Annotated in this window: 13 protein-coding genes; 9 read left to right on the forward strand and 4 right to left on the reverse strand. The window is 72.2% G+C overall.

All coding sequences use genetic code 11. The features are described from left to right. Positions 1-205 precede the first annotated feature (205 nt). From AC1UE4_RS07235 to AC1UE4_RS07255, 5 genes are all read left to right on the forward strand, one after another. Positions 206-2,836 carry an ATP-binding protein gene (locus AC1UE4_RS07235; RefSeq protein WP_482916547.1) on the forward strand — a complete coding sequence of 877 codons (2,631 nt, stop codon included), beginning with the start codon at positions 206-208 and terminating at the stop codon, positions 2,834-2,836. Continuing rightward, positions 2,833-3,270 (forward strand): GFA family protein, encoded by a 438-nt coding sequence (locus AC1UE4_RS07240; RefSeq protein WP_482916548.1) that lies wholly within the window; start codon positions 2,833-2,835, stop codon positions 3,268-3,270. The genes AC1UE4_RS07235 and AC1UE4_RS07240 overlap by 4 nt, the downstream gene beginning before the upstream one ends. A gap of 21 nt (positions 3,271-3,291) precedes the next feature. Continuing rightward, positions 3,292-4,602 carry an epoxide hydrolase family protein gene (locus AC1UE4_RS07245; RefSeq protein ID WP_482916549.1) on the forward strand — a complete coding sequence of 437 codons (1,311 nt, stop codon included), beginning with the start codon at positions 3,292-3,294 and terminating at the stop codon, positions 4,600-4,602. Positions 4,603-4,711: 109 nt separating this feature from the next. Next, complete coding sequence (locus tag AC1UE4_RS07250) at positions 4,712-5,041, forward strand: hypothetical protein (RefSeq protein WP_482916550.1); 330 nt, start codon at positions 4,712-4,714, stop codon at positions 5,039-5,041. Between the two features lie 70 nt (positions 5,042-5,111). Further along, a complete protein-coding gene (locus AC1UE4_RS07255; protein ID WP_482916551.1) occupies positions 5,112-5,294 on the forward strand; it encodes a hypothetical protein in 183 nt (60 codons plus the stop codon). Positions 5,295-5,309: 15 nt separating this feature from the next. Here AC1UE4_RS07255 and AC1UE4_RS07260 read toward each other — a convergent pair whose 3' ends face one another. Further along, entirely contained in the window at positions 5,310-5,489 is a 180-nt protein-coding gene (locus AC1UE4_RS07260) for a hypothetical protein (RefSeq protein WP_482916552.1), read from the reverse strand. Positions 5,490-6,151: 662 nt separating this feature from the next. On the opposite strand from AC1UE4_RS07260, the gene AC1UE4_RS07265 reads away from it, so the two are divergent. Further along, on the forward strand, positions 6,152-7,528 hold the full coding sequence (locus tag AC1UE4_RS07265) for an NAD(P)/FAD-dependent oxidoreductase (protein WP_482916553.1): 1,377 nt from the start codon (positions 6,152-6,154) through the stop codon (positions 7,526-7,528). A gap of 56 nt (positions 7,529-7,584) precedes the next feature. Here AC1UE4_RS07265 and AC1UE4_RS07270 read toward each other — a convergent pair whose 3' ends face one another. The 3 genes from AC1UE4_RS07270 to AC1UE4_RS07280 are packed head-to-tail and all read right to left on the reverse strand — an operon-like array spanning position 7,585 to position 9,782. Next, positions 7,585-8,358 (reverse strand): helix-turn-helix transcriptional regulator, encoded by a 774-nt coding sequence (locus AC1UE4_RS07270; protein ID WP_482916554.1) that lies wholly within the window; start codon positions 8,356-8,358, stop codon positions 7,585-7,587. Continuing rightward, positions 8,297-8,896 (reverse strand): helix-turn-helix transcriptional regulator, encoded by a 600-nt coding sequence (locus AC1UE4_RS07275; protein ID WP_482916555.1) that lies wholly within the window; start codon positions 8,894-8,896, stop codon positions 8,297-8,299. The genes AC1UE4_RS07270 and AC1UE4_RS07275 overlap by 62 nt, the downstream gene beginning before the upstream one ends. A gap of 40 nt (positions 8,897-8,936) precedes the next feature. Further along, positions 8,937-9,782 carry an LLM class F420-dependent oxidoreductase gene (locus AC1UE4_RS07280; RefSeq protein ID WP_482916556.1) on the reverse strand — a complete coding sequence of 282 codons (846 nt, stop codon included), beginning with the start codon at positions 9,780-9,782 and terminating at the stop codon, positions 8,937-8,939. Between the two features lie 167 nt (positions 9,783-9,949). Between AC1UE4_RS07280 and AC1UE4_RS07285 the strand changes: the two genes are divergently transcribed. The 3 genes from AC1UE4_RS07285 (at position 9,950) to AC1UE4_RS07295 (ending at position 12,422) form a co-directional block, all read left to right on the forward strand. Then, complete coding sequence (locus tag AC1UE4_RS07285; RefSeq protein ID WP_482916557.1) at positions 9,950-10,618, forward strand: hypothetical protein; 669 nt, start codon at positions 9,950-9,952, stop codon at positions 10,616-10,618. Between the two features lie 32 nt (positions 10,619-10,650). After that, positions 10,651-11,316, forward strand: a complete 666-nt coding sequence (locus AC1UE4_RS07290; RefSeq protein ID WP_482916558.1) for a DUF6875 domain-containing protein — start codon at positions 10,651-10,653, stop codon at positions 11,314-11,316. 74 nt (positions 11,317-11,390) lie between these two features. Next, positions 11,391-12,422: a LysR family transcriptional regulator gene (locus AC1UE4_RS07295; RefSeq protein ID WP_482916559.1), complete on the forward strand. Its 1,032-nt coding sequence runs from the start codon at positions 11,391-11,393 to the stop codon at positions 12,420-12,422. Positions 12,423-12,503: the final 81 nt, after the last annotated feature.

Genomic DNA, 12,503 nt, shown 5'->3' on the forward strand with positions numbered 1-12,503 from the left:
AACCGGGGAGTAGTCCGCGAACCTCGCGGCGGAATCGCCTCTGCCCAGGTAGGTCGGAACGCCCGCGGTCGCGTGAATGCCGGTCGTGTCTGCCATGGGCCGAGGATCGCCCCGGGCCCGACCGCCTGGCGCCCGTGGACGCACGGGCCTGAACGCTGGACCTTTCGCCGCGGCGGGTGGAGGATGGCTCCGGCGAAGAGTCGCGATGTCCTCACGAACCCCCGTCCCCCGTGCGGCAACCGGCGGACTGCTCGAGCGCTCCCATGAGCTCTCGGCTCTCGGCGCGTTCCTCGACGAGGCGAAGGAGATCTCCCACGGCCGCTTCGTCTTCCTGGCGGGCGAGGCCGGCATCGGCAAGACGGCGCTGCTCCGCGCGCTACGCGCCGGCTGCGGTCGTGGGACGCGCGTCCTCTTGGGCGGATGCGACCCGATGGCCACCCCACAGCCGCTCGCCCCGTTGCTGGACGTAGCCGAGGCGGCGGGCGACGAGACCGCAGCGCTCGTCACGGCAGGCGCGAAGCCGCACCCGATCGCCGCCGCGCTCCTGCGCGACCTGGCTCAACCCGCGCCGACGCTCCTCGTGATCGAGGACCTGCACTGGGCCGACGGGGCGACGCTCGACGTCCTCGGGCTGCTCGCGCGCCGGATCGGCGGCAAGCCGGTGCTCGTCGTCGCGAGCTACCGGGACGACGCGCTCGATCGTCTCGGACCGCTGCGGGTCCTGCTGGGCGAGCTCGCAACCGCGCCGGACGTCGTGCGCATGCCGCTCGCGCCGCTGTCACGGCAGGCGGTCGCGACGCTCGCCGCACCACACAGGGTTGACGCCGACTCGCTCTACGAAGCGACCGACGGGAACCCGTTCTTCGTCACCGAGGTGCTGGCGGCCGCGCAGGAGCAGATCCCGGCCACCGTGCGCGACGCCGTTCTGGCCAGAACCGCGCGCCTCGGCGCCGGGGCCAGGAGCCTGCTCGATGCCACGGCGGTCCTGGTGCCACCGGTCGAGGTCGCGACGTTGTCCGCGCTGCGGCCGCATGCCGACGGTGAGCTCGAGGAGTGCCTCGCAGCCGGCATGCTCGTCGGCAGTGACCGCGGAGTGGCGTTCCGTCACGAGCTGTCGCGTCTGGCGCTCGAGCGGTCGCTCTCGCCGGACGTGCGCGTCGCGCTCCACAGCAAGGCGCTTGCGGTCTTGGCGGATCGGCCCGGGCGCCACACCGAGGCGGCGCGCCTGGCCCATCACGCCGAGGAGGCGCACCATGCGGACGCGGTTCTCCGTTTCGCGCCCGCGGCAGCACGGGCCGCCGCGGCGGTCGGTGCCCATCGCGAGGCGGCTGCGCAGTACGAGCGCGCGCTGCGCTTCGCGGACGCCGCCCCCCTCGAAGTGCGAGCGGAGCTGCTCGACCGCAAGACCGCCGAGCTCACGCTGATCGGCGAGTTCCGCGCGGCCATCGTCAGCGGCCGTGAGGCGCTCGAGTGCCGGTCGGCGCTCGGGGACCGCCGTGAGGAGGGACGGGCGCTGACTGCGCTCGTCTGGCCGCATTGGGTCCTGGGAGCTACGCATGATGCGGAGGCCATCGCGCACCGCGCAGTCGCGGCACTGCAAGCGACCCCGGGGCCGGAGCTGATCGACGCCTACCTGCGGCTGTCGATCGTGGCGCACGGAGCCGAGGACTTCGACACCGCGATCGAATGGAGCAGGCGCGGCTTGGAGGTCGCCGAGGCGCTGAACGACCATGCGCGCGCCACCGAGGCGCGCGTGCAGATGGCGGGTGCCGAATGCCAGCGGCAGCGCCCCGGCGCGCGCGAGGAGCTCGAGCGTACGTTGCACGCGGCGCGGCGCGAAGGTCTCGAGTACGCCGCGGGTTACGCCTACTGCTACCTCGCGACCGGCGCGGTCTACGTACCCGACTATGCGCTCGCCGCTCGGTACGTCGACGCTGGGATCGCCTACTGCTCCGAGCACGACCTCGTCGCGTTCCGGCCGTACCTGATCGCCGTGCGAAGCGTGGTCGAGCTCGCCCGCGGCGAGTGGTCCGCCGCGGCTGACTCGGCGGGTGCGGTGCTCGCCGGTCGCGGGGCCGGGATCGCCACGGCGTTGGCCTTCGCGGCGCTCGGACGTGTGCGCGCGCGGCGCGGCGACCCGGCGGTCTGGGAGGCGCTCGACGATGCCCTGCGGTTGGCCGCGCCGTCGGGCGAGGTGGGCAGGGTTGGCCGAGTCGGCGCGGCACGCGCGGAGGCCGCCTGGCTCGAAGCGCGCTTCGAGGACTGCATCCACGAGACCGAGGGCCCGTTCGCGCTGGCGCGGCGCTACCCGGCGCGCGACCTGGGAGAGCTCGCCGTCTGGCGGCGACGGGCCGGCATCGTCGAGCCCGCGCCCGCCGGCGCGGGAGAGCCGTGGGCGACGCTGCTCGCCGGCGACTGGCGATCCGCGGCGGCGGCGTGGACGGAGGTCGGCGCCCCGTACGACGCCGCCCTCGCCCTGGCCGACGGCGACGACGACGATGCGCTGCGCCACGCGCTCGACGAGCTGCAGCGGCTCGGAGCCGCGCCGGCCGCCGCGATGGTGGCGCGCCGCCTGCGCAGCCGAGGTGCGCGCGGGCTGCCGCGCGGACCGCGGGCGCGCACGCGCGCCAACCCGGCCAACCTGACGCCGCGCGAGATGGAGATCCTCGTGCTCGTCGCCGAGGGCAGGCGCAACGGCGACATCGCGGAGCGCCTGTTCCTGTCGCAGAGAACCGTGGCCCATCACGTCTCGGCCATCCTGCGCAAGCTCGACGTCAAGACGCGCGGCGAGGCGGGCGCCACCTACCTCCGACTCACAGGAAGGGGAAGCACATGAGCCAAGCCGAAGCGACCTTCACGGGGCAGTGCCTCTGCGGTGCGGTCGCGATCGCCGTCACCGGAGAGCCGGTGGGCGCCGGCTACTGCCACTGCACCACCTGCAGGAGCTGGTCGGCCGCCCCGGTCAACGCGTTCACGCTCTGGCACGCCGATGCGGTCAAGGTGACCCGCGGAGAGGACCAGATCGGCGAGTACCACGAGAACGAGCAGACCTATCGCCAGTGGTGCAAGGCCTGCGGCGGCCATCTGCTCGCGCGCCACCCGCAGTGGGGTCTGGTCGATGTCTTCGCGGCGACGATCCCCGAGTTCCCGTTCACGCCCGGGGTGCACGTCAACTACGCATCGACCGTCCTCCCGATGAAGGACGGCCTCCCGAAGCTCAAGGACTTCCCCGAAGAGCTGGGCGGCTCCGGCGAGACCGTCGCGGAGTAGAGCAACCCGGGTTCCCCGCCCGTGACCACCCGGGCGCGATCGAGCCCGCACGCAAGCAAGCTCCGCGCGGAGTCCGAGCAGCAGGATCGAACCCGAACGGAAGGACCGATCATGGCCACCGCAACCGGACGGTCACCGGGCAGCACCGCGCTCCGCCCGTTCCGCGTCGACGTCCCCGACGACGTCCTCGACGATCTCCGGCGTCGCATCGCGGCCACGAACTGGCCCGAGCGCGAGACGGTCGACGACACCTCGCAGGGCGTGCAGCTGGCGCCGCTCCAGGCGCTCGCCCGCCATTGGGCGACGGACTACGACTGGCGCCGCTGCGAGGCGAAGCTGAACGAGCTGCCGCAGTTCATCACGGAGATCGACGGGCTCGACATCCACTTCATCCACGTCCGGTCTCGGCACGAGGACGCGCTGCCGCTCATCGTCAACCACGGCTGGCCCGGCTCGGTCGTCGAGCAGCTGAAGATCATCGCCCCGCTCACCGATCCGACCGCGTTCGGGGCGCCCGCGTCGGACGCCTTCCACGTCGTGATCCCGTCGATGCCGGGCTACGGGTTCTCCGGCAAGCCGGCCACTCCCGGCTGGGGGCCCGAGCGCATGGCCGGTGCCTGGGCCGAGCTGATGAGCCGGCTCGGCTACGACCGCTACGTCGCGCAGGGCGGTGACTGGGGCGCGTTCGTCGTCGACCAGATGGGCCTGCAGCGGCCCGCCGGGCTGCTGGCGATCCACACCAACATGCCGGCCACCGTCCCGGCCGACGTCGACGCCTTGCTGCTCGCCGGCGAGCCCGCCCCCGCCGGGCTGTCCGCCGAGGAGCGACGCGCCTACGAGCAGCTCGAGCGGACCTTCAAGCAGGTCGAGTACGCGCGCTACATGGCGGCGCGCCCGCAGACGCTCTACGGCATCGCCGACTCCCCCGTTGGGCTCGCCGCGTGGCTGCTCGACCACAACGACGCGAACGGGCAGCCCGCGGCCGCTGTCGCCTCCGCGCTCGACCGGACGAGCAGCGCGAACGGCGAGCTCACGCGCGACGAGATCCTCGACAACATCACGCTGTACTGGGTGACCGGCACCGGCGTGTCGGCGTCCCGTCTGTACTGGGAGTACAAGGGCGGGTTCTTCAACGCCAAGGGCGTCACGATCCCGGTCGCCGTGACTGTCTTCCCGGGCGAGCAGTACGAGGCGCCGAGGACGTGGACGGAGCGGGCGTATCCCGATCTCCTGCACTACAACGCGGTCGACCGGGGCGGGCACTTCGCCGCCTGGGAGGAGCCGCATCTCCTCGTGTCCGAGCTGCGCACCGCCTTCCGGTCGCTGCGCTAGCGCCAACCAGCCCAGTCTCCGACCATCCCGCAACTCAGCCGATCGGCGGACCCGCTTCGGGGGGTTACGCACCCATACTCGCGGCCCAATGCTCGTTGCCGAAGATTCCATGTTGGGCTATGCAGACGCGCTGCGCGCGTTGCGCGCGCTCGCCGGCCGTGACGTGACGGTGGTCATCGGCGGCCGTCACGACCAGGTCTCTCCCCCGATGCTCGCGTTCTTCTCGGGGCAGCTGCGCGAGGGGACGCCCGTTCCCGACGACCACGCCGAGGAGCCGCCCGAGCCCGACACGCTCTTCTTCCAGGTCGGGGTGGACGGCCGCCGGGCCGGCTTCTACCTCGGCGAGGCGGAGTTCGTCTCGGCCCGTTGGAACGAGCCGCACCGCAACGTCCTCGCGCTGGACGTCGGCGACTTCGCCGTCGAAGTCGAGCTTCACTGAGCAGGCCCACCGTGCGGTGGGATGATCGAGGCATGGTGACCCCGGCAACCCGCCAGGCGAAGGAGCACCGATGTCGATGAACAACGAGAGCACCCGGCCGGATCACGAGCTGGGGGCGCTTCCCGAGGAACGTCCGTGTGGCGAGGACCATCGAGACGTCCAGCCCGGGTACGACCTCGACGAGCAGGCGGTCTACGCCGCCGAGCTGCGGAGACGCGCTCAGCAGCCGGCCGGCACACCGCCTGCCGCCTGAAGCTCCGAGCGGAGGTCAGTTGCGCGGCCCTTGAGGACCCCACATCGCCTGCGCGCAGGCGAGTGCGAACGCGAAGGGCTCCACGCGCGCGAGGGCGTTCGGCAGGACGTCGTCCTCGAGGAAGACGGTGGGCTCGACGAGCGGCGGGGCCGGCATCTCGTCGTCAAGGCGGGACAGGAGCTCGGACGCGCTCATGGCTCAGCATCCGGCGCGGGTGGGTGGAACGGCGGTGGACATGCCCTCGAGCATCCCTCGAGGTCCGCGCCGTCGCGCCCGCGCCGACCCCGGCCCGTTCACTGGCGTCAGCCCCCGAAGCGCTCGAGGTGGATGCGGCGCGCGTCGTGGCCGCGCGAGACCAGCGATCGGCCATCTCCCAGAAGCGCTCCTGCACCGCGGCGGCCTCGGGCGCCCGCGATGCCGCCAGCGTGTGCGGACGGCGTGCGACCATCGGGAAGTGCCGGAACGCGAACTGCACGTCGTCGCCGCGCGAGCGCAGCGCGCGGTACGCCGCGCGGGAGCGCGGACACCGGAAGTCGCCGTACTGCAGCACGACGCGGGCCTCCCCGGGGCCCGTGACGTGATCGGCGCGGTCGAGCGCGGTCACCATGGCATCTCCGTTCGACGTGATCGCAAGGCGGATGGCCACTGTCTCCCGACCCCAGCGCCGGTCGCGCCCGTGCGGCCCCTGGCGGATCCCCGGCCGGCGCGTGGACCCGTGCCCGCGCCCGCGAGGACGCGGGCGCGATCGCGCGGATGCGGCGGGACGCTGCCGGCATGACACCCACACCGTCGCCCGGTGAGAGGATCGACGAGATCCAGGCCCTCATCACCATGCCCGTGATCGGACGGCCCGCACCGTGAGCCACGATGTGCGTCCGCACCGCGTGGTCGTCGTCGGCGGCGGCTTCGGCGGCCTGCACGCGGCGCGCGAGTTGCGCCACGCGCCGGTCGAGGTCACGCTCGTCGACCGGCGCAACTACCACCTGTTCCAGCCGCTGACGTACCAGGTCGCGACCGGCGCGCTGGCGCCCGGCGAGATCGCGCAGCCGCTGCGCGGGATCTTCAAGCGCAGTCCCAACGTCCGCGTCGTCCTCGCGGAGGTCGCCGCCTTCGACCTCGAGCACCGCGAGATCGGCCTGCGCGCGGTGGGAGAGGTCCCCGCGCCGAAGACGCTCGGCTACGACACGCTCATCATCGGTGGCGGATCGCAGTACTCGTACTTCGGTCACGACGAGTGGAGCGCGAACGCCTCCGAGGTCAAGTCGCTGGAGAGCGCGCTCGCCGTCCGCAGCAGGCTGCTCCGCGCCTTCGAAGCGGCGGAGGCCGAGCCGGATGCCGCGGCGCGCGACGCGTGGCTGACCTTCGTCGTCGTCGGCGCCGGTCCGACCGGCGTCGAGATGGCCGGGCAGATCGCCGAGCTCGCGAGGGACACCCTGCGCCGCGACTTCCGGGCGATGGATCCGCGCATGGCGCGCATCCTCCTCGTCGAGGCGTCAGACCGCGTGCTCGGGACGTTCCCGCCGTCGCTGTCGAAGAAGGCCCGGCGTGCGCTCGAGCGGCTGGGCGTGACCGTGCTGACGAGCACCGCCGTCACCGACGTCCACGCCCGCGGCGTGACGCTCGACGGCGAGCAGCCGGTCGAGTCGCGCACGGTCGTCTGGGCGGCCGGCGTCACGGCCTCGATCCTCGCCCGCCGGCTCGGCCAGCTCACCGGCGCCGAGCTCGACCGGGCGGGGCGGGTGCTCGTCGAGCGGGACCTGACCCTTCCCGGCCATCCGGAGGTCTTCGCGATCGGCGACATGGTGCGTGTTCGAGGAGCCGACGGGCGGGCGACGACGCTGCCCGGCGTCGCGCCGGTGGCCATCCAGCAGGGCCGCTACGCGGCGCGCGCCATCAGCGCGAGGCTCCGCGGCCACGAGGTGAAGCCGTTCCACTACCGCGACAAGGGCAACCTCGCCACGATCGGGCGCGCCGCCGCCGTCGCCGACCTCCACTGGATCCGCCTCAACGGCCTGCCGGCCTGGCTCACCTGGCTCCTCGTCCACCTCTTCTACCTCGTCGGCTTCCAGAACCGCCTGATCGTCCTCATCCGCTGGACCATCAGCTTCACCACGCGCGGACGTGGCGCGCGGCTCATCACCGACGCCGGCGATGCGGAGCCGCGCAGCCCGCTCGATGAGCGCTCAGTCGCGCGCGTGCCTGTCGAGGAAGCCGCCCGCGACGGTCTTCGCTGAGCGCTCGGACGGCCCTCGTACTCGAGGTAGTCTCACTGGTCCGAACCCCGGGCAGCTCACTCGATGAGCCCGGCTCGCATCGCCTTGACGACAGCCGAGACCCGGTCGTTGACGCCGAGCTTCCCGTACGCGTTCTCGATGTGGCGGCGTACCGTCGCAGGACTCACGACGAGCTGCATCGCGATCTCGGACGCCGACAGGCCTTCGGCGATCAGCTCGAGCACCTCTCGCTCACGCGCTGACAGGTCGAGAGAGGCAGCGCGGCACGAGAAGAACGCGCCGAGCTCGCGACCGACCCCTCCGAGCAGGTGGGCGAGCGTCTCGCTCACCTCGAATCCGATCCGCGACTGCACGTCGATGACGGCCAGGACACCCGTCACGGTCAACACGGGGAACGCGACCTGCTGACGAACACCACGCGGGCCGGGTGCGCCGTCAGGTCGCGCCGCCGGGCCCGACACCGGCACGCCGGTGCTCCGCGCGCGCACGACGACGTCGCTCGCAACGCGCGCGAGGGGCGAGGGCTCGGCGTCCGCGGCCAGCCACGTCGCGACCGGGGACAGACGCGACTGCCTTGCCGCCCACGCCGTGACGGACTGCGCGCCGAGGGCCTCGCCAAGCGAGCCGAGGAGCGCGTCGAACCCGAGGGCGTCCCAGTCGGAAAGGGCGTTCGTCACCGCGTGACGGATCTCGAGCGCGCGCTCGATCTGACGGAAGCGAGTCACATCGCGCGGCACTGTGCCAAAGGCACAGCGTGCGAACCATCCCTCAAGTGGAGGAGATCGCGGGTAGGAAGCCACGGCAGAGGGATGCCGCGACCAGGTGCGCACGCGTTCGCGTCCCGGTCTTCGCCATCGCGTTGCGCACGTGCGTACGGACCGTCTCGTGCGTGACGTGGAGGTCCGCGGCGATCTCCTTGCTCGTCGCTCCCATCGCGAGAAGGCCGACGATCTCGAGCTCGCGCGGCGTGAGCGGACCCGCAGTCGCGGCCTCCTCGGCCGGCTCGCCCTCGGCGCCGTCCTCGGGTGTCAGGACGATGAGGACCGCGAGCCGGCCGCCGACGTGCGCGACGTGCTCCGCCGCCGCGACCGGCCGCCTGCCGTCGCCGACCATGACCGACGTGTGCCCGCCACCGCGGGCGAGCATCGACCGCCAGCGCTCGTCCGGCGACATCGTGCCGGTCGCGCGCCAGAGCTCGTCGAACGGCCGGCCGGCCAGCTGCTCCTCTGCATGACCGAGCAGCTTCTGCATCGACTCGTTGGCCGACATGATCCGCCGCTCTCCGTCGACGATCGCCATGGGGTTGCGCGACGCCGCGAAGACGGCCCAGAACCACATCTCCCAGTCTGCGTGGCCCTCGAAGGCCATGCCGGCGAGCCTACGCCCTCGGGGAGCTGCACATCCGGGGCTAGTCGATCAGGGCCCCGGCCAGCGCCGTCCACGACTCGCGCGGGATGCCCCCCTCCCCCTGCGGGTTGACGCAGACGTGATCGGCGCCCGCGTCGAGGTGCGCGCGGATGGCCTCGGCGATCTGCTCGGCGCTGCCCTGAGGGATGACGGCGTCGATGAGGCGGTCCGAGCCGCCGTCCTCGAGGTCGCGTTCGGTGAAGCCGAAGTCGAGCAGGTTCTTCGTGTAGTTCCGCAGGCCGAGGTACACCTGCGCGTAGTCGCGCGCGACGGCCTTGGCGCGGACCGGGTCGGTCTCGACGACGCACGCCACCTCCGGCGCCACGAGCTTGCCGGGGCCGAGCCGCTCACGGGCGAACCGCGTGTGCTCGACCGACACGAAGTACGGATGGGTGCCCGCCGTGCGCTCGCCGGCGAGGTCGAGCATCTTCGGGCCCAGGGCGGCCAGGCAGCGCTCCTCGGCCGGAGGCGTGGACGGCGAGGCGTCGAGGCCGTCGAGGAACGCGCGCATCGTCGCCAGCGGCCGGCGGTAGTCGCTGGTCGCCTCGGGATGGCCGATGCCGATGCCGAGCATGAACCGCCGGGGGAAGTCCGCGCGCAGGGCGGCGTCCGCCTCGGCCGTCTCGCTCGGGTCGTTGCTCCAGACGTTGAGGATGCCGGTCGCCGCGACGAGCGTCGACGTGGCCTCCAAGAGCGGGCGGACGTCGGGAACGCGAGGCGAGCCGCCCACCCAGAACGCGCCGTACCCGAGCTGCTCGGCGAGCTTGGCTGCTTCGCCGGCACGCTGCGCGCCGAACGGCTCGTAGCTGGTCCAGATGCCGAACGTGCCCATGTCCATGACAGGCATGGTCGCCGATCGCCGCCGGGACTTCTCACCACGGTCCGACCAGCACCCCAAGACACGGACCGGGCTGCATGCCGGGGAGTGACCAGTGAGGCGACGGGCGCGACTTCCCCTTCCGGTGGGCGACCGTGACGACCAGGCACCCGCCGACCGAGGAGAGAGGAGCACCCATGTCGATCAAGAGGCCCTTGCTGACTGCGGCGGCGCTCATGTGCGCCGTCGGGCTCGATGCTGCTCCCGCAGGCGCGGCCACGCCGCAGTGCGGCCTCAACTGCGGCTCGATCTTCAGCCGTCACCTCGGCGTGCACGGGGCCACGGGGCCCGTCGAGACGGTCATGGACGGAACGGCGGAGATCGGGCAGCCCGTGATCCTGAAGACGCCGAGCAACAGCGATCCGTCGCAGGACATCATCCCCCACGTCAGCTCGGCGGCGCAGGCCCACGCCGACGGCCTCGTCTCGGCCGAGGTGGCCGCCCACTACGGCCCGCTGCCGGCCGTGCAGCAGGAGTTCGCGCCCTTCGGAGTACCGAGCCACATGTGCGTCGGCCTGGACAGGACCGCCCACCAGAACCAGGGGCTGACGCTGCAGACGTGCGACTCCGAGCGCTCGGTGTGGATCCTGGACTTCCCGAACGCTCCGACCCCCGAGTACTTCCCGATCGTCAACGCCTCGACGAGGGACTTCGAGCGCCCCTTCGCGATGGACCTCCGGCGTGACCAGATCGTCAACGAACGGCGGACGCTGCGGATCCAGGTCCGGCGGCTGAAGTTCCTCGGCCCGGAGAAGCAACTGCCCACCACGCAGCTGTGGGGCTTCGTCCAGGGTCCGCTGCCGTGACGACGAGCATCGACCACAGGACACGAGGATCCATGACATCCCAGACGACGCAGCTCCTCCTCCCGGAGGACCTCGACGGCACCGAGCCGACGGGCCACCTCAGCGCAGACGACCGGCAGGCGGTGCGCTCCGTCTCGCGATGGATCAGCGAGTTCATCGCCTGCCCGCACCGTGACCTGGGCCGCGACGGAACGGTGTGCCCCTTCGTCCCCGGCTCGCTTGAGCGGCGGACGCTCTGGTTCGCGCCCGAGCACGTCGCCGACCTGCCCGTCGCGGGCGTGGTCGACCTCATGGCCCGCTACAAGCGGCTCTTCCTCGAGAAGGCACCCATCGACGCCGAGGACGCGATCTACAAGACGATCGTCGTCGTCTTCACCGATCTCCCCGCCGACCGTGCCGGAGCGCTCTTCGCCGACGTCCTCGACCAGCTCGCCGCCGCCTCCTACGAGGAGGACGGCGTCATCTTCGGCCCGTTCTACGACGGCAACGAGGGGACCGCCCTCTACAACCCGGGCTTCCGGCCGTTCCAATCGCCGGTCCCGTTCCTCTTCGTGCGGCACACGGTGGTCGGCGACTGGAAGTTCTTCATCGACGACGACGCTGCGGTCGATCGCTGGGCGCGCCACTTCGGACCCGCCGGGACCGTCGCCCTCGCCGAGGAGCTGCGCCGTCTGCCGTGGCGCAACGGAGGCAGCTGACTGACGGTCCGTGCCCGCTGACGACGTGCACCGCGCGGTCCCCGGAGCGCAGCCGTGACCGGTAGCCTTTCGTCGTGGGACTCGACATCCGCCAGATGCGGTACGTGGTGGAAGTCGCCGACCGAGGGAACTTCTCTCGCGCCGCGGAGCGTCTGCGCGTCGCGCAGCCCGCCTTGTCGCAGCAGATCCTCAAGGTCGAACGGGAGCTCGGCTTCGACCTCTTCGATCGCCATCCGCGCGGGGCGTCGGTCACGTCGGCCGGCGCCGCGTTCGTCGATGATGCCCGAGCGGCGGTCATGGCCTTCGACGAGGCGGTCGAACGCGCGGGCAGACGGGCGCGCGGAGAGACCGGTCAGCTCAGGCTCGGGTTCATCGCCGGCGCCGCGCAGTGGCTCACGCCGCTGATCCTGAGGGCCTTCCACGAGACCTATCCGAAGGTGGACGTGCACCTGCGCGAGACGAGCTTCATGGACCCCTCCGGCGGACTCGGCAGCGGTGAGGCCGATGTCGCCTTCATCCGACCGCCGATCGAGACGCGCGGGCTTTGGTACGAGGTCCTCATCGAGCGGCCGCGGTTCTTCGCCATCGCGGCTCGGCATCCGCTGGCGGACCGCGCCGAGGTGCTCGTCGAGGAGATCCTCGAGGAGCCGATCATCGCCATCAACGGAACCGACAAGACGTGGGAGCGGTTCTGGGGCCTCGACGACTTCCGCGACGGCCGCCCCGCCCGCATCTCGGGCCAGGCCCAGACGTACGAGGCCGAGCTGCAGCTCGTGGCGGCCGGGCAGGGTGCGTCCGTGACGTGCGGTGCGACGCCGACGAGCTTCGTGCGACCCACGGGGATCGTCTTCCTGCCCATCGTCGACGTCCCGCCCTCGCAGATCGTCGTCGCCTACCGGGCCGGGGAGGCCGGGCGCCTCGTGCACAACTTCGTGCGGATCGCGACCGAGGTGCGCGACCGGTGCCGCGCTCTGGTTCGTGACGGGGGCCGCGGCCCCCTGACTGACGCGATGCTCGGCGAGCCGCTCGTGCATCAACTTCAAGAGGGGACCCTCACGCTCTCGGACGGGCCGCTCCGCGTACCGGCACGCCGGTTCCGGTCGTGACCTGACGGCCGGCCGTCTGCGAGCGATCGCAGCCGCTTATACCGCTGCCGTCGCCTTGTCTTGGACGGCGTGCCGGGCCGG

This window comes from Parviterribacter kavangonensis (genome assembly GCF_056863335.1).